At 70.8% G+C, this 19256-nt stretch carries 15 protein-coding genes; 9 read left to right on the forward strand and 6 right to left on the reverse strand.

The features are described from left to right. The first annotated feature begins 204 nt into the window (after positions 1-204). The 6 genes from MED15_RS20115 (at position 205) to MED15_RS20140 (ending at position 8176) form a co-directional block, all read left to right on the forward strand. Complete coding sequence (locus tag MED15_RS20115) at positions 205-1236, forward strand: LacI family DNA-binding transcriptional regulator (RefSeq protein WP_244220523.1); 1032 nt, start codon at positions 205-207, stop codon at positions 1234-1236. Positions 1237-1312: 76 nt separating this feature from the next. Beyond that, a complete protein-coding gene (locus tag MED15_RS20120) occupies positions 1313-2617 on the forward strand; it encodes an ABC transporter substrate-binding protein (protein ID WP_112583001.1) in 1305 nt (434 codons plus the stop codon). A 67-nt stretch (positions 2618-2684) separates the two neighbouring features. After that, a complete protein-coding gene (locus MED15_RS20125; protein WP_112583000.1) occupies positions 2685-3653 on the forward strand; it encodes a carbohydrate ABC transporter permease in 969 nt (322 codons plus the stop codon). A gap of 1 nt (position 3654) precedes the next feature. Then, the gene (locus MED15_RS20130) at positions 3655-4542 is read left to right on the forward strand and encodes a carbohydrate ABC transporter permease (RefSeq protein ID WP_112603369.1); all 888 of its coding nucleotides are present in this window, start codon (positions 3655-3657) and stop codon (positions 4540-4542) included. Further along, positions 4539-6770, forward strand: coding sequence for an alpha-xylosidase (yicI, locus tag MED15_RS20135; protein WP_112603371.1), 2232 nt, complete (start codon positions 4539-4541; stop codon positions 6768-6770). Before MED15_RS20130 ends, yicI begins: the two co-directional genes overlap by 4 nt. Next, entirely contained in the window at positions 6767-8176 is a 1410-nt protein-coding gene (locus MED15_RS20140; protein WP_112603373.1) for a GH1 family beta-glucosidase, read from the forward strand. Before yicI ends, MED15_RS20140 begins: the two co-directional genes overlap by 4 nt. A 117-nt stretch (positions 8177-8293) precedes the next feature. On the opposite strand, the gene MED15_RS20145 is transcribed toward MED15_RS20140, so the two are convergent. Next, the gene (locus MED15_RS20145) at positions 8294-9463 is read right to left on the reverse strand and encodes an MFS transporter (RefSeq protein ID WP_167457694.1); all 1170 of its coding nucleotides are present in this window, start codon (positions 9461-9463) and stop codon (positions 8294-8296) included. A 31-nt stretch (positions 9464-9494) separates the two neighbouring features. Here MED15_RS20145 and MED15_RS20150 point away from each other — a divergent pair, with 31 nt between their 5' ends. Further along, the gene (locus MED15_RS20150) at positions 9495-10550 is read left to right on the forward strand and encodes a LacI family DNA-binding transcriptional regulator (protein WP_112736635.1); all 1056 of its coding nucleotides are present in this window, start codon (positions 9495-9497) and stop codon (positions 10548-10550) included. A gap of 204 nt (positions 10551-10754) precedes the next feature. On the opposite strand, the gene MED15_RS20155 is transcribed toward MED15_RS20150, so the two are convergent. From MED15_RS20155 to MED15_RS20165, 3 genes are all read right to left on the reverse strand, one after another. Continuing rightward, on the reverse strand, positions 10755-11348 hold the full coding sequence (locus MED15_RS20155; RefSeq protein ID WP_112583306.1) for a nucleotidyltransferase family protein: 594 nt from the start codon (positions 11346-11348) through the stop codon (positions 10755-10757). Between the two features lie 190 nt (positions 11349-11538). Next, a complete protein-coding gene (locus MED15_RS20160) occupies positions 11539-12030 on the reverse strand; it encodes a hypothetical protein (protein ID WP_112736637.1) in 492 nt (163 codons plus the stop codon). 91 nt (positions 12031-12121) lie between these two features. Then, on the reverse strand, positions 12122-13801 hold the full coding sequence (locus MED15_RS20165; protein ID WP_425271084.1) for a bifunctional 3'-5' exonuclease/DNA polymerase: 1680 nt from the start codon (positions 13799-13801) through the stop codon (positions 12122-12124). A gap of 150 nt (positions 13802-13951) precedes the next feature. On the opposite strand from MED15_RS20165, the gene MED15_RS20170 reads away from it, so the two are divergent. Next, positions 13952-15658, forward strand: coding sequence for an ABC transporter ATP-binding protein (locus tag MED15_RS20170; RefSeq protein WP_244220524.1), 1707 nt, complete (start codon positions 13952-13954; stop codon positions 15656-15658). 50 nt (positions 15659-15708) lie between these two features. Further along, positions 15709-17400 (forward strand): ABC transporter ATP-binding protein, encoded by a 1692-nt coding sequence (locus tag MED15_RS20175; RefSeq protein ID WP_244220525.1) that lies wholly within the window; start codon positions 15709-15711, stop codon positions 17398-17400. Between the two features lie 6 nt (positions 17401-17406). Here the strand turns inward: MED15_RS20175 and MED15_RS20180 are convergent, their stop codons facing one another. Beyond that, the gene (locus MED15_RS20180; protein WP_112582990.1) at positions 17407-18336 is read right to left on the reverse strand and encodes a carbohydrate ABC transporter permease; all 930 of its coding nucleotides are present in this window, start codon (positions 18334-18336) and stop codon (positions 17407-17409) included. Beyond that, complete coding sequence (locus MED15_RS20185; protein ID WP_091403976.1) at positions 18336-19244, reverse strand: carbohydrate ABC transporter permease; 909 nt, start codon at positions 19242-19244, stop codon at positions 18336-18338. Before MED15_RS20185 ends, MED15_RS20180 begins: the two co-directional genes overlap by 1 nt. Between the last annotated feature and the right edge of the window lie 12 nt (positions 19245-19256).

Below are 19256 nucleotides of genomic sequence, written 5' to 3' on the forward strand. Positions count from 1 at the left end.
CGCGGCGCGGCTGAGCGCGGCTGGGCGCGGCGCGGCGCGGGCTGCGCGAGGGGGCCGCGCACCCCGCTGAATTCTTTTCGACATCGGCTATTGACGTCGCCGTAACAGGTGGCCTAGCGTCCTGTCGAACCGCTTCGTCGAAACGCTTCGACGAAGTTCGGGAGCGGTCCCACCCCAGGCCGGAGGAGGTGCGCGGTGGCCACCATGCACGACGTCGCCCGCCTCGCGCAGGTCTCGGTCAGCACCGTCTCGTACGTGCTCACCGGCACCCGGCCGATCTCGCAGGCCACCCGTAACAAGGTGCTCGCCGCGATGGCACAGCTCGAGTACCAGCCCAACGCGATGGCACGCGGTCTGGCCAGTCGTCGCAGCCGGATCCTGGGCCTGCTGATGCCGATGGACGAACGCGGCCTCGGCGCCACAGAGACCGCCTTCGTCACCGGTGCCGCCGCCGCGGCCAGCGTCGCCGGCTACCACCTGGTGCTCTCGCCGGTGGGCGGGGGCGACCTCGACGACCTGCGTCGGCTGGCCAGTCAGCGGATGCTCGACGGGGTCGTGCTGATGGAGGTCCAGCTGGCCGACGAGAGGGTCACAGTGCTCCAGGAGGCGGGGGTGCCGCTGGTGCTGATCGGCCGCACCGGCGACACCAGCACGCTCTCCTACGTCGACATCGACTTCGACCAGACCGTCCGGGAGGCCGTCGCGCACCTGGTCGGCCTCGGGCACCGGCGGATCGTCTACGTCAACCACTCGGCTGCCACGCTGGCCAGCGGTTACGGGCCCGCGCTGCGTACCCGTGACGCCTTCACCGCCGCCATGACCGGGCACGGCCTGGAGCCGGTGATGATCGCGGCCGAGGACAGCGCCGCCGGCGGGCGGGCTGCCCTGGCCGCCGCGTTCGCACAGGCCCCGGAGCTGACCGCGGTGTTGGCCATGAACGAGACGGCGATCTTCGGCATCCTCGGCGAGTTGACCGGCCGCGGGTTGTCCGTTCCCGACGACGTCTCCGTCGTCTCGATGGTCACCTCGCCGCAGGTCGCCGAACTGGCCACCCCGGCGCTGACCGCGATGACGTCACCCGGTTCGGCGCTCGGCCGGATCGCGATCGAGGCGCTGACGCGCCACCTGGATGGCCCCGCTGACCTTCGTCACCAGCAACTGCTGCCGTGCACGTTGGAGATCCGGGGGTCGACCGCACAGCCCCGAAGCCGCCACCCACTGGGGGCCGATCAGTAAATGGCCCGCCGCCGCGCTGCAACGCGACGACGGGCCCCGTGAAGTACCGGCTAGATACTCAACGAGGAGGATGCTAATGCAGCGATTCCGCCGGCTCGTCGCCGCGATCGCCCTGGCGGCGACAGCGACGACCACCGTGGCCGCCTGCGGCGGTGGTGACAACGGGGACAGCAGCGACGCCAAGGTTCTCAAGCTCTGGCACTACGAGAGCGAGAACAGCGCCATGGGGGTCGGCTGGAACCGGGCGATCGAGCTCTTCAAGTCCGAGCACCCGGGTGTCGAGGTGCGCTTCGAGCGCAAGGCGTTCGAGCAGATTCAGCAGAACGCGGGCATGATCATCAACTCGTCCGAGGGCCCGGACATCATGGAGTACAACAAGGGCAACGCGACCGCCGGGTTGCTCTCCTCCCAGGGCCTGCTGGCCGACCTGAGCAGCGAGGCCGACAAGCGCGGCTGGGCCGGCAAGCTCAGCCCCAGCCTGCAGACCACTGCCCGGTACAGCGACAAGGGCGTGATGGGCTCCGGCAAGTGGTTCGGTGTGCCGAACTACGGCGAGTACGTGACGGTCTACTACAACAAGGACCTGTTCCAGAGCAACGGCGTCAAGGTTCCGACCACGATGGCCGAGATGACCGCCGCGATGGACACCTTCGTCGGCAAGGGCATCACCCCGCTGGGCATGGCCGGCGCTGAATACCCGGCCGGGCAGCTCTTCTACCAGCTCGCCCTCTCCAAGGGCGACCGGCAGTTCGTCGACAACTACCAGCTCTACAAGAACCCTGTCGACTTCAAGGCCGACCCGCTCAAGTACGGCGCGGACACCTTCGCCCAGTGGGTGCAGAAGGGCTACGTCGCGAAGAACTCGGCCAGCCTCAAGGCCGAGGACATGGGCACCGCCTTCATCGGCGGCAAGGTTCCGATGATCGTCTCGGGCAGCTGGTGGTACGGCCGGTTCAAGACCGAGATGAAGGCCAACTGGGACACCTTCCTCTTCCCCGGCAACACCCTGCAGGCCGGCTCGTCCGGCAACCTCTGGGTGGTCCCGGAGAACAGCAAGGCCAAGAGCCTGGCGTACGACTTCATCGACATCACCCTGCGTCCGGAGATCCAGGACCTGATCGGCAACAACGGTGGTGTTCCGGTCGCCGCTGACGCGTCGAAGATCAGCGACCCGAAGGACCGCAAGCTGATCGAGGACTTCAACACGGTCAGCAAGTCCGACGGGCTCGCCTTCTACCCGGACTGGCCGGTCCCCGGCTACTACGACGTGCTGGTCTCCGGCTTCCAGGGTCTGATCAACGGCTCGAAGTCGCCCGACCAGGTTCTCGACACGATCGCCAAGCCGTACGCCGATGGCGTCAAGGAGATCACCGGCAAGTGACACGGCGAGCGGCGGGCGCGACCGGCACGACCGGCGCGCCCGCCAGCCCCGCCGGGAAGGATCTTCCATGGCTGTCTCCGAGACGGTCGCCGCCACACCGCCGGCAGCGACCCCCACCCCGCCCGCGCCCAGCCGCCGACGCCGCGGCCGCAACGCGGCGTACTGGCTCTACCTGCTCCCCGGAGCGGTGCTCTTTCTCCTGGTCATCGGCGCACCGCTGGTCGGCACCCTCTACCTGTCGCTGACTAAGTGGTCCGGCATCGGCGACCCCCGGTGGGTCGGCCTGGACAACTACCAGCAGTTGCTGCAGGACGACGTGTTCTGGGCGTCGTTCCGCAACACCGTCTGGATGCTCGTCGCGATGGTGGTGGTGCCCACAGTGCTCGGGCTGCTGCTCGCCGCGGTGCTCTTCGACGTCATCGGCCGCCGGTTCAAGCCCCGCACGGCCGCCGCGCTGCGGGCCGCGTTCTACCTCCCGCAGGTGCTGCCCGTCGTGGTGGCCGGCATCGTCTGGGGTTGGATCCTGCGCCCCGACGGCGCGTTCAACAGCCTCCTCGACGCGGTCGGTCTCGGCGCGTTGCGCCACGACTGGCTCGGCGACCCGGGCACCGCCCTGCCGGCCGTGATGGCCGTGATGATCTGGGTGCAGATCGGCTACCCGGTGGTCGTCTTCATGGCGGCGTTGCAGCGGGTCGACCCCGAGCTGTACGAGGCGGCCGAGGTCGACGGCGCGAACTGGCTGCACCGGTTCCGCGCGATCACCCTTCCGCAGATCAGGCCGGAGACCTTCGTGGTGGCGCTGACCTGCACCATCGCCGCGTTGAAGGTGTTCGGGCCGATCTTCGCCCTGACCCGGGGCGGTCCGGACAACGCCACGAACGTGCCCTCGTACTTCGCCTACTACACGTTCTTCAAGAAGCTGCAGGTCGGCTACGGCTCCGCGATCTCCATGGTGCTGACACTGATCATCGTGGTGGTGGCCGGGATCTTCATCTGGATGCAGGCCCGCAGCGAGCGCCGGGACCGGGGGTTCTGAGATGGCCGTCACGCTCACACCGAGCACGGTGCCGGTGACGCCGGCCCGGCCCGTACGCGATCGACACCACCGCGGCGTCAGCCGCTGGGTGGTGCTCGCCCTGGTCACCCTCGGCGCGCTCGTCATGCTGGTGCCGTTCGCGTTCATGCTGCTCAACGCGTTCAAGTCGCCCGGCGACTATTCCTCGGGCGGCCCGCTGAGCTGGCCGACGGAGTTCTACACGAAGGGTCTGCGCACGTACTGGACCGAGGTGAACTTCCCGCTGAAGTTCTGGAACTCGGCGGTCATCGCCGGCTCGGTGGCCGTGCTCGGCGTCGCCGTGTCGCTGCTCAACGCGTACGCGCTGGGCATCGGTCGGGTCCGGGGCCGGCTGTGGATCGTCGGTCTCTTCCTGCTGGCCAACATGCTGCCGCAGGAGGCGCTGATCTACCCGCTGTACTACGTGGCGAAGCAGGTCGGCCTCTACAACACCCAGCTCTCGGTGATCATCATCTTCACCGTGATCCAGAGCGCGTTCGGCACGTACCTGCTCGCCTCCGTGATGGGCACGTTCCCGCGCTCGCTGCTGGAGGCCGCCGCGCTGGACGGCGCCGGCAAGTGGACGGTGCTGTGGCGGGTGGTCTTCCCCAACCTGCGGCCCACCCTCGCGGTGCTGCTCATCTTCTTCTTCATCTGGACGTGGAACGAGTTCCTCATCCCGCTGGTCATGCTGATCGACAACCAGACGCAGACCATTCCGGTCGCGCTCGCGTCGTTGCAGGGTGACCGGCTGATGGACGCTCCGACCACCAACGCCGGCGCGCTGATCAGCCTGGTGCCGGCCATCCTCTTCTTCCTCATCTTCCAGCGCACTCTGGCGCGCGGCATCACGGCAGGAGCCGAGAAGTGAAGTTCACCGACGGGTACTGGCAGCTGCGCCCCGGCGTCAGCGTCCTGCGGCCCGGCACCGTCGAGTCGGTCGAGCCGGACGAGCGCGGATTCACCGTCTTCGCACCAACCGGTCAGATCACCGGCCGCGGCGACACCCTCAACCGCCCCCTGGTCACCGTCCGGTTCTTCTCCCCCGCGCCCGGCGTCATCGGGGTGACCATCGCCCACCACACCGGAGGGCTGCCCCGCGAGCCGCACTTCGGGCTGAGCACCGACGAGACGCACCCGGTCACCGTCGACGTCACCGGGCTCAGCGCGACGCTGACCACCGGCGAGCTGACCGCGCGGGTAGCGCTCATCGACGGGTGGCGGGTCGACTTCCTGCACGGCGACCGGCTGGTCACGGCGTCCACCGCACGCAGCATCGGCGTCGTCACCGACGCCGAGGGCCGCCGGCACGTACACGAACGGCTCGCCCTCGGTGTCGGCGAGACGGTGTACGGGTTGGGCGAGCGCTTCGGCCCGTTCGTCAAGAACGGGCAGACCGTCGACATCTGGAACGCCGACGGGGGCACCGCCAGCGAGCAGGCGTACAAGAACGTGCCGTTCTACCTGAGCAGCGCCGGCTACGGGGTCTTCGTGGACCACCCGGAGCACGTGTCGTTCGAGGTCGGCTCCGAGGTCGTCACCCAGACCCAGTTCAGCGTCGAGGGCCAGTCGCTCACCTACTACGTCATCGACGGGCCCAACCCGAAGGACGTGCTGCGCCGGTACACCGCCCTCACCGGCCGTCCGGCCCGGATCCCCGCCTGGTCGTACGGCCTCTGGTTGTCCACCTCGTTCACCACCTCGTACGACGAGAAGACGGTGACCGAGTTCGTCGACGGGATGGCCGAGCGCGGGCTGCCGCTGTCGGTGTTCCACTTCGACTGCTTCTGGATGCGTCAGTTCCACTGGGTCGACTTCGTCTGGGACCCGGCGACCTTCCCCGACCCGGAGGGGATGCTGCGCCGGCTGCACGAGCGCGACCTGAAGGTGTGCGTCTGGATCAACCCGTACATCGCACAGCGCTCGTACCTGTTCGAGGAGGGCCGCGAGGCCGGTTACCTGGTGCGCAACCCGGACGGTTCGGTCTGGCAGTGGGACAAATGGCAGGCCGGCATGGCGCTTGTCGACTTCACCAACCCGGACGCGGTCCGCTGGTTCACGGGCAAGCTCAAGGCGCTGCTGGACATGGGCGTCGACTGCTTCAAGACCGATTTCGGCGAGCGCATCCCGACCGACGTGGTGTGGCACGACGGCTCGGACCCGCAGCGGATGCACAACTACTACTCGTACCTCTACAACAAGGCGGTCTTCGAGCTGCTGGAGACCGAGCGCGGCGAGGGCGAGGCGGTGGTGTTCGCCCGCTCGGCCACCACCGGCGGGCAGCAGTTCCCGGTGCACTGGGGCGGCGACTGCGAGTCGACGTTCGTCGCGATGGCCGAGTCGCTGCGCGGCGGGTTGTCCCTGGCGTCGTCCGGCTTCGGCTACTGGAGCCACGACATCGGCGGTTTCGAGGGCACCCCCGACCCGGCGGTGTTCAAGCGGTGGGTCGCCTTCGGGCTGCTCTCCTCGCACTCCCGGCTGCACGGGTCCGGCTCGTACCGGGTGCCGTGGGCGTACGACGAGGAGGCCGTGGACGTGCTGCGGCACTTCACCCACCTCAAGCTCAGCCTGATGCCGTACCTGGCGGCCGCCGCCCAGGAGGCGCACCGCGACGGGACGCCGGTGATGCGGCCGATGTTCCTGGAGTTCCCGGACGACCCGGCGACGGCGCACCTGGACCGGCAGTACATGCTCGGCCCGGACGTGCTGGTCGCCCCGGTGCTCAGCGCCGACGGCGACGTCACGTACTACGTACCCGCCGGCACCTGGACGCACCTGCTCACCGGCGCGCAGGTCACCGGCCCGGCCTGGCTGACCGAGAAGCACGACTTCGACAGCCTGCCGGTGCTGGCCCGACCGGGCGCTGTCATCCCGTTCGGCTCGCGGACCGACCGACCGGACTACGAGTGGGCCGACGATGTGCGACTGCGGGTGTACGCACCGACCGAGGGGCAGCGGACCCGGGTACGGGTACCGTCACCCGGCAACGGCCCGGGTGCCGAGTTCGACGTGCGCTACGAGGGTGGGACGGCCAGCGCCGAACTGGTCGCCGGCACCTCGACGGGCTACATCTGCGAGATCCAGGGGACGGAACGATGACGCAACACCACTTCCCGGAGAGCTTCGTCTGGGGCTCGGCTACCGCCGCGTACCAGATCGAGGGCGCGGCGACCGAGGACGGGCGCGGGCCATCCATCTGGGACACCTACAGCCACACACCGGGTCGGACCCTCAACGGTGACACCGGCGACGTGGCCGCCGACCACTACCACCGGTGGGCCGACGACCTCGGGCACATCGCCGACCTGGGGCTCGGCGCGTACCGGTTCTCCATCTCGTGGCCCCGGGTGCAGCCGGGCGGCTCGGGCCGGTTCAACCAGGCCGGCATCGACTTCTACTCGCGGCTGGTGGACGGGCTGTTGGAGCGGGGCGTCCGCCCGGTGGCCACCATGTACCACTGGGACCTGCCGCAGGAGTTGGAGGACGCCGGCGGGTGGGCGGCGCGGGAGACCGCGTTGCGCTTCCAGGAGTACGCGGCGGGCATCGTCGGTGCGCTGGGCGACCGGGTGCACACCTGGACGACGCTCAACGAGCCGTGGTGCTCCGCGTACCTGGGCTACGCCTCCGGGGTGCACGCGCCGGGTCGGACCGAGCCGGCGGCGGCGCTGGCCGCGGTGCACCACCTCAACCTCGCGCACGGCCTGGCCGGTCGGGTGGTCCGGGAGCTGGCCCCGTCCGCCGAGCTGTCGGTGACGCTGAACCTGCACGTCATCCGGGGCGCGTCCGACTCGCCCGCCGATCAGGACGCGGTCCGGCGGATCGACGCGCTGGCGAACCGGGCGTTCCTCGGCCCGATGCTGGACGGGGAGTACCCGGCCGACCTGCTGGCCGACACCGCCTCGGTCACCGACTGGTCGTTCGTCCGCGAGGGCGACGAGAAGCTGATCGCGGTGCCGCTGGACGTGCTCGGGGTCAACTACTACTCCAGCACCCTGGTCCGGGCGTGGGACGGGGTGTCGGCCCGATCCGACGCCGACGGGCACGGCGCCTCGACCTCGACGCCGTGGGTCGCCGCGGAGAACGTCGACTTCCTGCCGCAGCCCGGCCCGTACACGGCGATGGGTTGGAACATCGACCCGCCGGCGCTGACCGAGCTGCTGCTGCGCCTCCAGCGTGAATACCCCAGCCAGCCCATGATGATCACCGAGAACGGCGCGGCGTTCGACGATGTGGTGTCGGCCGACGGCCGGATCCACGACGAGCGGCGGATCGACTACCTGCGTCGGCACATCGGCGCGATGGCCGACGCCCGCGCGCAGGGAGCGGATGTGCGCGGCTACTTCGTCTGGTCGTTGCTGGACAACTTCGAGTGGGGCTACGGCTACGACCGTCGCTTCGGCATCATCCGGGTCGACTACGACACCCAGGTACGCACCTGGAAGGACAGCGCCCACTGGTACCAGCGCCTCGCCGCCACGGGTCAGTTGGACCAGGCACAGGACTGACACCGACCCACACGGCGTCGCCGTCACCCGCCCGTCGAGGGCTGGTGGCGGCGACGCCGTTTCGGCGCCCCGACCGCAACCTCGCCGCCCGGCCTGCCACCGGGATCGGGCTCCGGCTCAGGCGTTGGCGCCGCGGGCACGAAGCCCGCCCCACAGCATCAGAAAACAGACGCCGATCAGGACCGGCTCCAGGGCGAAGGCGGTGACCAGCCCGTACCGGTCCGCCAGGCTGCCGAGCAGGAACGGGGCGACGCCGGCGACCACGCCGAGGATCAGTTGCGAGCGGGCATTGGCCCGGTCCTCGTGCCCGCCGGCCGCGCCGAGGGTGAGCGCGAGCGAGAGCGGATAGAGGTTCGCGATGCCCACCCCGCACAGGAACAGCCCGAGGACGGCGAGAACCGGTTGGTCGGTCAGCCAGAACAGGACGAAACTGGGGCCGGTGACCGTCAATGAGGCGTACAGCAGCGCGACGCCGCGGCCGGGGCGGCGGGTGAGCCGCGCGCCGAGCAGCCGCCCGATCAGGATGCCGAGGTAATTGCTGCTCAGCGCGGTGCTGGCGGCGGCGGCGGACATGCCGGCGTGGATGAGCATCTGAGGGCCGAAGTACACCAGACAGAACTCGATCGCCGAACTGACAGCGGTCAGCACGGCGAACAGCCAGCAGGCCAGCGGTAAGCCCCCGGCTCCCGTTGCGGTGGCGGGCTGCGGCACCGCCGGTAGCGGTTGGCGGCGGTAGCGCAGGTACAGCACCAGGAGGACGGCGGCGGGCAACGCGAACGTGGCGCGCCAGCCCACCGCGCTGGCCGCCAGCACGCCGAGGATCAGCGGAGCGAACACCGCGGAGGCGCCAGCGCCGACGTTGGCCTCGGTCAACGCCCGGTCCCGCCGATCCCCGTGTCGGTCGGACAGAACCGCCTGAACCACTGTCAGCATCGTGGTCCCGGCCAGACCGAGCACCACGGCTCCGAGCAGGGTGGCCGGTACGCCATCGCCGAGGGTGAACAGACCCGCGCCGATGACAGTCGCGAGGGCCGAGCACCACAACAGCACACCCCTCGCCAGACGGCGAGCCGCCCACACGAACCCCACTGCGGCGAGGGCCGCGCCCGCCGCCAGGAACAGTTCATAGACGCCGAGCAGGGCGTAGGAGAATCCCCACTCTTCGCGCAGGAGGGTCAGCGCCGGCCCGAAGGCGTACAGCCAGAACGTCCAGCAGCCCAGGGCGGCGTACGAAAGCACTGTCGGCGAATCCCGTACGAACGTCTCGGTCTCGGTCTGCTGCCGCATTGTGTATCGATACACAGATAGAGTGTGTGCCATGAACCGTCCTGCGGACAACCCCAAGCGGCCGACGCTGCGGCAGGTGGCGAGCGCTGCCGGCGTCTCGCCGATGACGGTTTCCTACACCTACTCCCAGCCTGGAAGGGTTTCCGCCGAGGCCGCGGCGAAGGTGCGCGCGGCGGCGCAGAAGCTGGGCTACCCCGGGCCGCACCCGGGTGCCCGCGGGTTGCGCCGTGGGCGGGTCGGCACGCTCGGCGTCGTGCTCGGCGAGCGGTTGAGCTACGCCTTCGACGATCCGCAGGCGGCGCGCTTCCTCGCGGGGGTCTCCGACGTGTGCGCCGCCGAAGGCGTCGGACTCACCCTGGTCCCGATCACTGGCGCACCCACCGACGCCGAGCGCGTCGCGCAGGCAGCCGTGGACGGCTTCGTCGTCTGGACCACCAGCGACGATGATCCGGTCCTGGACGCCGTCGCCGACACCGGCCTGCCCGCGGTGGTGCACGCCGGCCCGCACGGGCGGGGAATGCCGGTGATCGGCATCGATGACCGAGCCGCCGCAGCCGCGATCGGCCAGACCGCGTTCGCCGAAGCCCGCCGCCCGCTCGTGCTCGGCTTCCCGCTGGACCGGAGGCGCTCCCGCCACCTACTCACCGGTGGCGACGTGATCGACATGAAGTACCCGGTCACCCGCCACCGATGGGAGGGCTTCCTCGACGCCTGGACGCAGGCCGGACACCTCGCCACGCAATTGAGGCTGGCCAGCTGCCCGGTCAACCACAGCACCGAAGGGGAAACCTTCGCTAGTGAGCTGCTACAGGGCGCCGAGCCACCGGACGCCATCGCCGCGATGAGTGACGAGCTGGCCCTCGGGGCCCTGCGCGCCGCCGCACGAGCCGGCCTGCACCTACCTGACGACCTGACCCTGACCGGCTGGGACGATTCGGACGCGGCTGCGGACGCCGGACTGACCACCCTGGCCCAGTCCCTGCGCGACCAGGGGGCCCACTGTGCACGCGTAGCGCTCGGGCACCCCACTGATGCTTCGCCGCAGCATCAGTGGCACATCGTCGCTCGCGCCACCACCCGCCGCTGACACCGGCAGCGCGCCTCCTGGAATCCGGTGGTGCCGGCTCTGGCCCGGCATGTCGATGTGCTGGTGAGCGGTATACCTCAGAGTCATATTCATACCTCTGAGGTATACCGCTCACTACCGCGTCCGCCCCGACGGAGGCGACCGACGGTCACCGCCGACCGCCGCGCTGCGCCCACAGCCCCAGCCAGGCCAGGACTTACTCGTCTAGACGCCGACGCGCTGCGGCGGGACCGTGAGCCCGTAGAGCTCCATCAGCTCCGGGGTGTCGATCCGGCTGCCGTCGGCCACCGAGTCGCAGGCTATGTCGACGATCTGGTCCTTGTGCGCCAACAGGTACGGCCGGGCGCCCACGTCGGCGCTGGCCAGCGTGGCGATGCCGGGCCAGTGCCGGCGGCCGAACAGCATCGGGTAGCCGCGCAACCCGTCGTAGGTGGCGCAGACCAGCACGTCCGGGTACGGCAGCGCGGTCACCCGGCTGACCGCCGTGGCGGTCAGGCCCGGCATGTCGACCGGGACCACCACCACCGCCTCGATCCCCTCGTCGTCCATGGCGGCCAGGCCGGCCCGGATGGACGAGCCGACTCCGGTGCCCCACGCCTTGTTGATCACAACGGTCGCCTTGCCCAGGTCGGCGGCTTCCTGGACCTGCTCGGCGGCAGCGCCCAGAACGACCACGATCTGCTCGCAGCCCGCCTCGGTCATCGTGTCGATCATCTGATTCACCAGGGGCTTGTCACCCTGGTGCAGCAGCGCCTCGGGACCACCGATCCGTCGTCCCCCGCCTGCGGCGATGATCATTCCTGCGATCCGGTTCAGCTGCGCCCCCTCCAGCACGGGACGGACCGTGACCGATCCGTCCCCTCCTACGGACACTGCAACGAGGACGGCCAGCCGGGGGTGGCGGGGCGAAAAGGAGAAATAGCACAACCGTTACACGACCGGCATCCGCCGGCACGAGCACCGGATGATCATCGAGAAGAGTCGGCGATCAACCCGTCTCCGCGGACAGCGCGACCGCGGTGCCGCCCCAACGCCGGGGCACCCATCGCGCCACCCAGCCCAGTCCCCGCGCGGTGAGCGCGTACAGGACCACCGGAGCAACGATCAGCAGCACGGCGATTCCCGCGACCAGAGGCACGTGGCCGGCGGACACCCCGCTGGCGATCGCTGCGGCCACCGCGTATCCGGCAGCCAGGACGACAGCGACGAGCACGGACAGCGCCACCACCCGGCCGGTCCCCCGATGCCGACCGACGGCCTCCCCGACCGCCACAGCCGGCAGGAAGAGCAGGGGAATCAGGACCACACCGAGCACCGCGGCGATCAAGACGAACATCGGCCCGGCCAGCGGACCACCCACCCCGGAGCCGGTGGCCACCGCGTACGCCAGCAGACCGAGGTAGCCCACGACCGCCTCGGCGACGAGGACCAGACAGGCGGCGACCATCCCCACCAGATGACGGACGACTCCGACGACCATGACGCACCCTCCCATTCCGACGGCGGCACGACCGGATGAGACTAACCGGGGCACCGCCCCGGGGTGCGCCCTGCCCGAGTAGGCCCGCAGGTCAGGCCGCGTCGGCGTAACAGTCGACGATGGACAGGTCCAGTGGGAACCGGACCGGCGTCGCACCGAAGAGCAGCGCGGACGCGCGCTCGCCGCAACGGTTGACAGCCTCGGCGACCGCCTCCGCCTGATCGGCCGGCGCGTGCACGACCACCTCGTCGTGCTGGAAGAAGACCAGCTCGGCGTCGGTGCCGGACAACTCCGTCCGCAGCGTGGCCAGCAAGGTGGAGGCCCACTCCGCCGCCGTGGCCTGGATGACGAAGTTGCGGGTGAAGCGCCCCCGGGACCGGGCGGCCCGCGCCCGCGGACTGTGCGGGTCACCCGCCCCCTCCGGATCGGAGGGCTCGTCGTCGAGATCACCGAACCCGGCCGAGCCGGGCGGACACGTCCGCCCCAGCCACGACCGCACCAGCCCACCAATCTCACCGGTACGCGCCGCCGCCTCGACGTACCCGAACGCCGTCGGGTAGCTGCGCTTCAGCACCGCCAACGCGGGCACCGCTGCCCCGCCGGTCTGCCCGTACATCGCGCCGAGCAGGGCCACCTTGGCCTTGGCCCGGTCACCGCCGAACGAGTCCCGGGCCAGGGCCGCGTAGAGGTCGCCGGCAGCCCCCGCCGTCGCCAACCGCGCGTCGCCGGAGACCGCGGCCAGCACCCGAGGCTCCAACTGGCCGGCGTCGGCGACCACCAACCGCCAGCCCGGATCGGCCACCACCGCCCGCCGGATCACCTTGGGGATCTGCAACGCGCCACCACCCCGGGTGGCCCACCGGCCGGAGACGACACCAGCCGGCACGTACTCCGGTTGGAACCGGCCGCCCCGCACCCACTGATCGAGCCAGGCCCAGCCGTGCGCCGTCCAGATCCGGTAGAGCTCCTTGTATTCCAGCACCAGCGGCACCGCCGGATGGTCCACCCCGCGCAGCACCCAGGCCCGGGTGTTGGGCAGCTCCACCCCGACCCGGGCGAACGCCTTCAGCAGCTCCGCCGGGGAATCGGTGTGCAGGCCGCGTACGCCGAGGGCGTCGGCGATCCGGGCGGCCAGCTCGGCGAGTCGGCGTGGCGGACCACCGACCGGGGACGCCTCGCCGAGCAGCTCGTGCAGGATCGCGTTGTGCACGTCGGCGCGCCAGGGCAGCCCGGCGGCGCCCATCTCCGCCGCGATCAGCGCGCCGGCCGACTCGGCGGCCACCAGCAACCGGAACCGACCGGGGTGCTCGGTCGCGGCGACACGGGTGAGCTGGTCGGCGTACACCTGGGTCAGTGCCTCGATGCCCGGGCCCGGCGGACCGGGCACTGTGTCGAAGAGCGCGCCCTGGCCGTGCCCGGGCGGTGCGGCGGCGCGCGGCGGCGGGTCGGGCGGGACCGCCGCGCCGGTCAGCCGGGCCCAGGCGGCGGCCAGCGAGCGGGGCTCGCCCCACCGGCCGGCGTGCCCGAGCAGCAACGCCTCGGTCAACTCCACGTCGTGACACCGATCGACCCGGACGCCGGCGCGCAGCAGCGGCGGGTAGACCGCCGTGGCGGTCGACCAGACCCAGCGCGGGTGCTCGGCTGCCTCGCGGGCGGCGACCGCAGCGACCAGATCGGTGACGACCTCGGGCGGGCCGGTCGGCCGGCCGGTGGCGTCCAGCGCGCACAGCACTCCCCCACCCCGCTCGTCGGACACCACCGCCACCAGCACGAACGTGATTCTGCCTCTCCCGTCCGACAGAAACGGAGGCGCACCTCACCATGATCGGGTCGGTGGGGTGTCGGGGCCGGTCGGTAGCGTGGCCGGGTGCCTCCGCAGATCCCGCATCCCGATCCTGGCACTCCCGACGCTCGCGGTCCGATGCGCTACCTGTGGTGGCTGGTCCGCTGCCAACCCTGGCGGGTGCTGCGCGGCAGCCTGATCGGCACGGCCTGGATGATCGGGCTCTCGGCCCGGCCCTACCTGATCGCCCGCGCCGTCGACGACGGGCTGCGCGAACGCGACACCCGGGCCCTGGCGCTCTGGGTCGCGGCGATCGTCGTCGCGGGCGTGGCCCTGTCCTACCTGGGCATCATGCGGCACCGCACGATGACCTTCATCCGGGAGGACGCCAAAGCCCGCTCGGCAGAGGTTCTGCTGCGCCACCTGTCCCGCATCGGCGCGGTGCTGCCCCGCCGGGTCGGGGCGGGCGAGGTGTCCACCATCGGCGGCTCCGACATCGACTGGACGGCGCAGGTGCTGACTCTGACCGGGCCGGGCGTCGGCGCGGTCGTCGCGTACGGGGTGATCGCCGTGGTGCTCTGGTCGATCTCCCCGATGCTCGCGCTCTGCGTGCTGGTCGGGGTGCCGGTCGTCGGCCTGATCGTGGGGCCGCTGCTGCGCCGCCTGGAGCAGGTCGAATCGGTCTACCGACGGCAACAGGGCGCGCTCACCGCCCGATCCGGTGACATCGTGGCCGGGCTGCGGGTGCTCGCCGGGGTGGGCGGCCGGGACCTGTTCGCCCGGCGGTACGCGGCCCGGTCCCAGGAGCTACGCGCCGAGGGCTACCGGGTCGGCGCGGTCAACAGTTGGATCGACGCGGCGACGGTCGCCATCCCCGGGTTGTTCCTGGCGGCGGTGGTGTGGCTGACCGCCCGGATGGCGGTGACCGGTGACGTCACGATCGGCGAGTTGGTCGCCGTCTACGGCTACGTGGCGACCCTGATCGTGCCCGTCTGGTTTCTGCTGGAGGGCAGTTACCAGCTCATCCGCGGTCGGGTCGCCGCCCGACGGATCGCCGACCTGCTCAACGTGACACCGGACGACGTCGGTGGCCCGGGCCGCCGGTGGCCGGGCGACGTGCCCGAGGCACGCCGGCCGGGCAACCTGACCGCGCCGGCCGGCCCGGCCGACCTGCACGACCCGGTGACCGGCCTGACCGTGCGCGCCGGCCAACTGACCGGGGTGGCGGCGGACGACCCGGCGGCGGCCGTGGCGTTGGCCGATCGGCTCGGCCGCTACATCGCGAGCGACGTCACCTGGGGCGGCGTGCCGCTGCGCGAGGTCGCCCTGGACGAGGTCCGCGCGCGGATCCTCGTCGCCGACCACGACTCGTACCTCTTCGCCGGCACGCTGCGCGACATCCTGCACGCCGGGGCCGACGACGATGACGAACGGATCGGGGCGGCCCTGCGGACCGCCTCGGCGCAAGACGTCGTCGACGCCCTGCCCGCCGGGCTGGACACCCCGATCGACGCCCGAGCCCGGACGCTCTCCGGCGGTCAACGCCAACGGCTCCGCCTGGCCCGGGCGCTGAGCAGCGAACCGGAGGTGCTGATCCTCGTCGACCCGACGTCGGCGGTGGACGCGCACACCGAGGCGCGGATCGCCGAGCGGCTGCGGGCCGCGCGGGCCGGGCGAACCACAGTGGTGATCGCCACGTCGCCGCTGCTGCTCGGCCGGGCCGACCTGGTCGCGCTTCTGAGCGCCGGCCGGATCACCGCCACCGGCAACCACGCCGACCTGCTCGACGACGACCCGGCCTACCGACACCTGGTGGCCCGCGGCAGCGAGGAGGCGTACCGGTGAGCCGGCTGCCGGTCGCCGACCGCCGCACCGTACGCCGGGCCCTGCGGGACATGATCAGCCGGCACCGGCGCGCCGTCGGGGTCGTGCTGGCGCTGCACAGCGCCGCCGCGGTCGTCGGGCTCGCCCCTCCGTGGCTGCTGGGCACCATCGTCGACCGGGTCACCGCGGGCGCGGGCGTGGCCACTGTGGACCGGTTGGCACTGGCCATCGCCGGCTGCGTCCTGGTCAGCGCCCTGCTCTCCCGCTACGCCCAGTACGCCGGCCACCGCTTCGGCGAACGGGCCGTCGCCGAGCTGCGCGAGGAGTTCGTCTCCCGGACCCTCGGGCTGCCCGTCTCGGTCGTCGAGCGTGCCGGCTCCGGGGACCTGGCCACCCGCAGCTCGGTCGACGTGTCGACGGTCGGCACCACCGTCCGGGACGTGGTGCCCACCATCGTCATCGCCACGGTGCAGTTGACGTTGCTGTTCGGGGCGGTCTTCCTGCTGCACCCGCTGCTCGGGTTGGCCGCGCTCGCCGGGCTCCCGTCGATCGTCGCGGTGACCCGCTGGTACCTGCGCCGGGCCAGCTCCGCGTACCTCACCGAGGGCGCGGCGGCGGCCGAGCTGACCGAGACGCTGACCACCACCGCCGAGGGCGCGCGCACTGTGGAGGCGCTGCGGCTGGCCGACGACCGGATCAAGCACGGCACCACCCGCATCACGATGGTGTGGCGGGCCCGTCGGGCGACCCTCGCACTGCGTACCGTGTTCTTCTCGGTCGTCGAGGCCAGCTACCCGCTGCCTGTCGCCATGGTCCTGCTCGTCGGGGGCTACCTGTTCTCCCGGGACATGGTGTCGCTCGGCGCGGTGGTCGCCGCCGCGCTCTACCTGCAACAGGCGATCGACCCGATGGACCGGCTGTTGCAGTGGACCGAGCAGGCGCAACGCGGCTTCGCGTCGTACGCGCGGCTGCTCGGCGTCGGCATGGTCCCGCCCGAACCAGCCGGCACGACCGCCTCGTCACGGGGCGAGCGACTCGTCGTCCGTGGCGCCCGTTTCTCCTACTCCGACGGGCCGGACGTGCTGCACGGCATCGACCTGGAGGTGCAGCCCGGTGAGCGGCTGGCCGTCGTCGGCCCGTCCGGCGCCGGCAAGTCCACCCTGGCCCGGCTGCTGGCCGGGATCGACGCGCCACGGCACGGCGTCGTCAGCATCGGCGGCTGCCCGGTCACCGACCTCGACCCGGCCGAGCGACGCCGCCGGATCGCCCTGGTCACCCAGGAGCACCACGTCTTCATCGGCTCGGTACGCGACAACCTCTCCTTCGCCGCGCCCGACGCCTCCGACGAACAGATGCGCGCCGCGCTGCTCACCGTGGGCGCCGAGTGGTTTGCCGAGCTGCCCGACGACCTGGACACCCAGCTCGGCGACGGGGCCCGTCAACTCGGTGCGGCCGAGGCCCAACAGCTCGCGCTTGCCCGGTTGGTGCTCGCCGACCCGCACACGCTGATCCTGGACGAGGCGACCGCCGCGCTCGACCCGTCCACCGCCCGCCGGACCGAACGCGCGCTGGCCGCCGTGCTGGTCGGGCGGACAGTCATCGCGATCGCGCACCGGCTCAACACCGCGCACGACGCCGACCGGGTCGCCGTGCTCGCCGACGGACGGATCACCGAGATCGGCAGCCACGACGAGCTGGTCGCGGCCGGCGGGGCGTACGCAGCCCTGTGGCACTCCTGGCACACCCGTGCCGACGAGCGGTGAGACGCCCTACTTCACCGCACCGGAGGTGAGGCCGGCCTGGATCTGACGCTGGAACACCGCGTACACGATGATCATCGGGAGGATGGCGATGGTCAGCGCGGCGAACAGCCCGGACCAGTCCGCCTCGTAGCCGGCGTTGACGGAGATGTCGGCGATGCCCTGGGTGAGCACCCATTTGTCCTTGGCGTTGGACAGCAGCACCAACGGGAGCTGGTACTGCGCCCACTGGCCGATGATGTTGAAGATCGTCACGCTGATCAGGCCCGGCTTCGCCATCGGCATCATGACCTGGAAGAACAGTCGAGTGTGCCCGCAGCCGTCGATCATCCCCGCCTCGGCCACCGACGACGGCAACGTCTTGAAGAACGCGGCCAGGAAGAACACCGTGAACGGCAAGGAGTACGCGCTGTAGACCAGCACCACGCCGGTGTGGGTGTCCAGCAGACCAAGGTTCTTCACCACGAAGAAGAGCGGCACCAGTGCCAGGAAGACCGGGAAGGCCAGCCCCGAGACGAAGAGGAAGTAGACAGCCCGGTTGCCCCAGAACTTGTAGCGGGCCAGCACGTACGCGGCCATCGAGCCGAGCAGCATGGTGAGGAACGTGCTGCACGACACCACGATCACGCTGTTGAGGAAGTACCGCCCGACGTGCGCCTTGGTCCAGGCCCGACCGAAGTTCTCCCAGCGCAGCTCGGCCGGCAGCGTCCACGGGCTGCTGAAGATCTCGCTGGTGTTCTTGAACGCGGCGAGGAAGGTCCAGAGGATCGGCACGATCACGATCACCGCCCACACGGCGAGCGCGACGTGCCCCAGGCCGGCGAAGAGCTTTACCTCCGAGCGGGGGCCCTTGTGCCCCGACCCGGCGGGGGCGGACGGGTCACCGCTCTTCGGCGGCAGCGCCGCCGGCGTCGGCGGCAGCGTCGACTGCGGATTCATCAGTACTCCACGCTTTCCCGCTTGGTGAGCCGCAGCGTCAGCGCCGCGAACGTGAGGGTGAGGAAGAACAGCGCCACGCCCATCGCCGAGGCGTAGCCGTACTTCGAGTAGACGAACGCGTTGCGGTAGATCTCCATGGCGAGCACCGTGGTGGCGCCGTCCGGGCCGCCACCGTCCACCGAGAGCACCGCCACGATGGCGAACGCGTCGAACGCCGCGATCCCGAGGTACACCCAGGCCACCTGGAGGGTGTCCCACAGCAGCGGCAGGGTGACCCGGAAGAACAGGGTCACCTTCGTCGCCCCGTCCATCTCGGCGGCCTCGTAGATCTCACCGGGGATGGAGGCCATCCCGGCCGAGAAGAGCACCACGTAGAAGCCGACCGCCTGCCAGACCAGCACCGCGATGATCGACCAGAGGGCCAGGTTCGGCTTGACGAGGAAGAGGATCGGCTCGATACCGAACTTCATCAACACGCCGTTGATCAGGCCGGACTCGTTCGGCCGGTACACCATCTGGAACAACACCGCGATGATGGCCACCGCCAGGACCTGGGGGAAGAAGAACACCACCCGGTAGAACTTCGCCCCCCAGACCCCCTGGCGTTGACCACCGCTGCTCTTGCCGCCCACGTTGAGCAGGAAGGCGAAGAACAGGGCGATGGCAATGGTGATCAGCGGCAGGGCAAGCAGCAGTACGCCGTGGTGCTGGACCGCCTTCCAGAAGGCCCCGTCGTCGAGCAACCTCCGGTAGTTGTCGAAGCCCACCCACTGCGGGGCCGACAGCCCCCGCCAGTTGGTCATCGAGATCTGGAACGCCTGCGCGTATGGCCAGATCACGAATGTCACGTACAGCGCGACCGGGGCGAACAGGAACCCGATCACGAATGGATACTTGCCGTGCCGCATGACCCTAGCTCC

The sequence above is a fragment of the Micromonospora noduli genome (assembly GCF_003264475.1).
In the GTDB taxonomy this organism is placed as follows: Bacteria; Actinomycetota; Actinomycetes; order Mycobacteriales; family Micromonosporaceae; genus Micromonospora; species Micromonospora noduli.

Bases quoted from the DNA above. Each gene is read 5' to 3' on its own strand.
- MED15_RS20150 (WP_112736635.1), top strand. From the start codon at position 9,495: ATGAACCGTCCTGCGGACAACCCCAAGCGGCCGACGCTGCGGCAGGTG.
- MED15_RS20160 (WP_112736637.1), bottom strand. From the start codon at position 12,030: ATGGTCGTCGGAGTCGTCCGTCATCTGGTGGGGATGGTCGCCGCCTGT.
- MED15_RS20180 (WP_112582990.1), bottom strand. From the start codon at position 18,336: ATGAATCCGCAGTCGACGCTGCCGCCGACGCCGGCGGCGCTGCCGCCG.
- MED15_RS20140 (WP_112603373.1), top strand. From the start codon at position 6,767: ATGACGCAACACCACTTCCCGGAGAGCTTCGTCTGGGGCTCGGCTACC.
- MED15_RS20155 (WP_112583306.1), bottom strand. From the start codon at position 11,348: ATGATCATCGCCGCAGGCGGGGGACGACGGATCGGTGGTCCCGAGGCG.
- MED15_RS20125 (WP_112583000.1), top strand. From the start codon at position 2,685: ATGGCTGTCTCCGAGACGGTCGCCGCCACACCGCCGGCAGCGACCCCC.
- MED15_RS20130 (WP_112603369.1), top strand. From the start codon at position 3,655: ATGGCCGTCACGCTCACACCGAGCACGGTGCCGGTGACGCCGGCCCGG.
- MED15_RS20145 (WP_167457694.1), bottom strand. From the start codon at position 9,463: ATGCGGCAGCAGACCGAGACCGAGACGTTCGTACGGGATTCGCCGACA.
- MED15_RS20115 (WP_244220523.1), top strand. From the start codon at position 205: ATGCACGACGTCGCCCGCCTCGCGCAGGTCTCGGTCAGCACCGTCTCG.
- MED15_RS20185 (WP_091403976.1), bottom strand. From the start codon at position 19,244: ATGCGGCACGGCAAGTATCCATTCGTGATCGGGTTCCTGTTCGCCCCG.
- MED15_RS20170 (WP_244220524.1), top strand. From the start codon at position 13,952: ATGCGCTACCTGTGGTGGCTGGTCCGCTGCCAACCCTGGCGGGTGCTG.
- MED15_RS20120 (WP_112583001.1), top strand. From the start codon at position 1,313: ATGCAGCGATTCCGCCGGCTCGTCGCCGCGATCGCCCTGGCGGCGACA.
- MED15_RS20175 (WP_244220525.1), top strand. From the start codon at position 15,709: ATGATCAGCCGGCACCGGCGCGCCGTCGGGGTCGTGCTGGCGCTGCAC.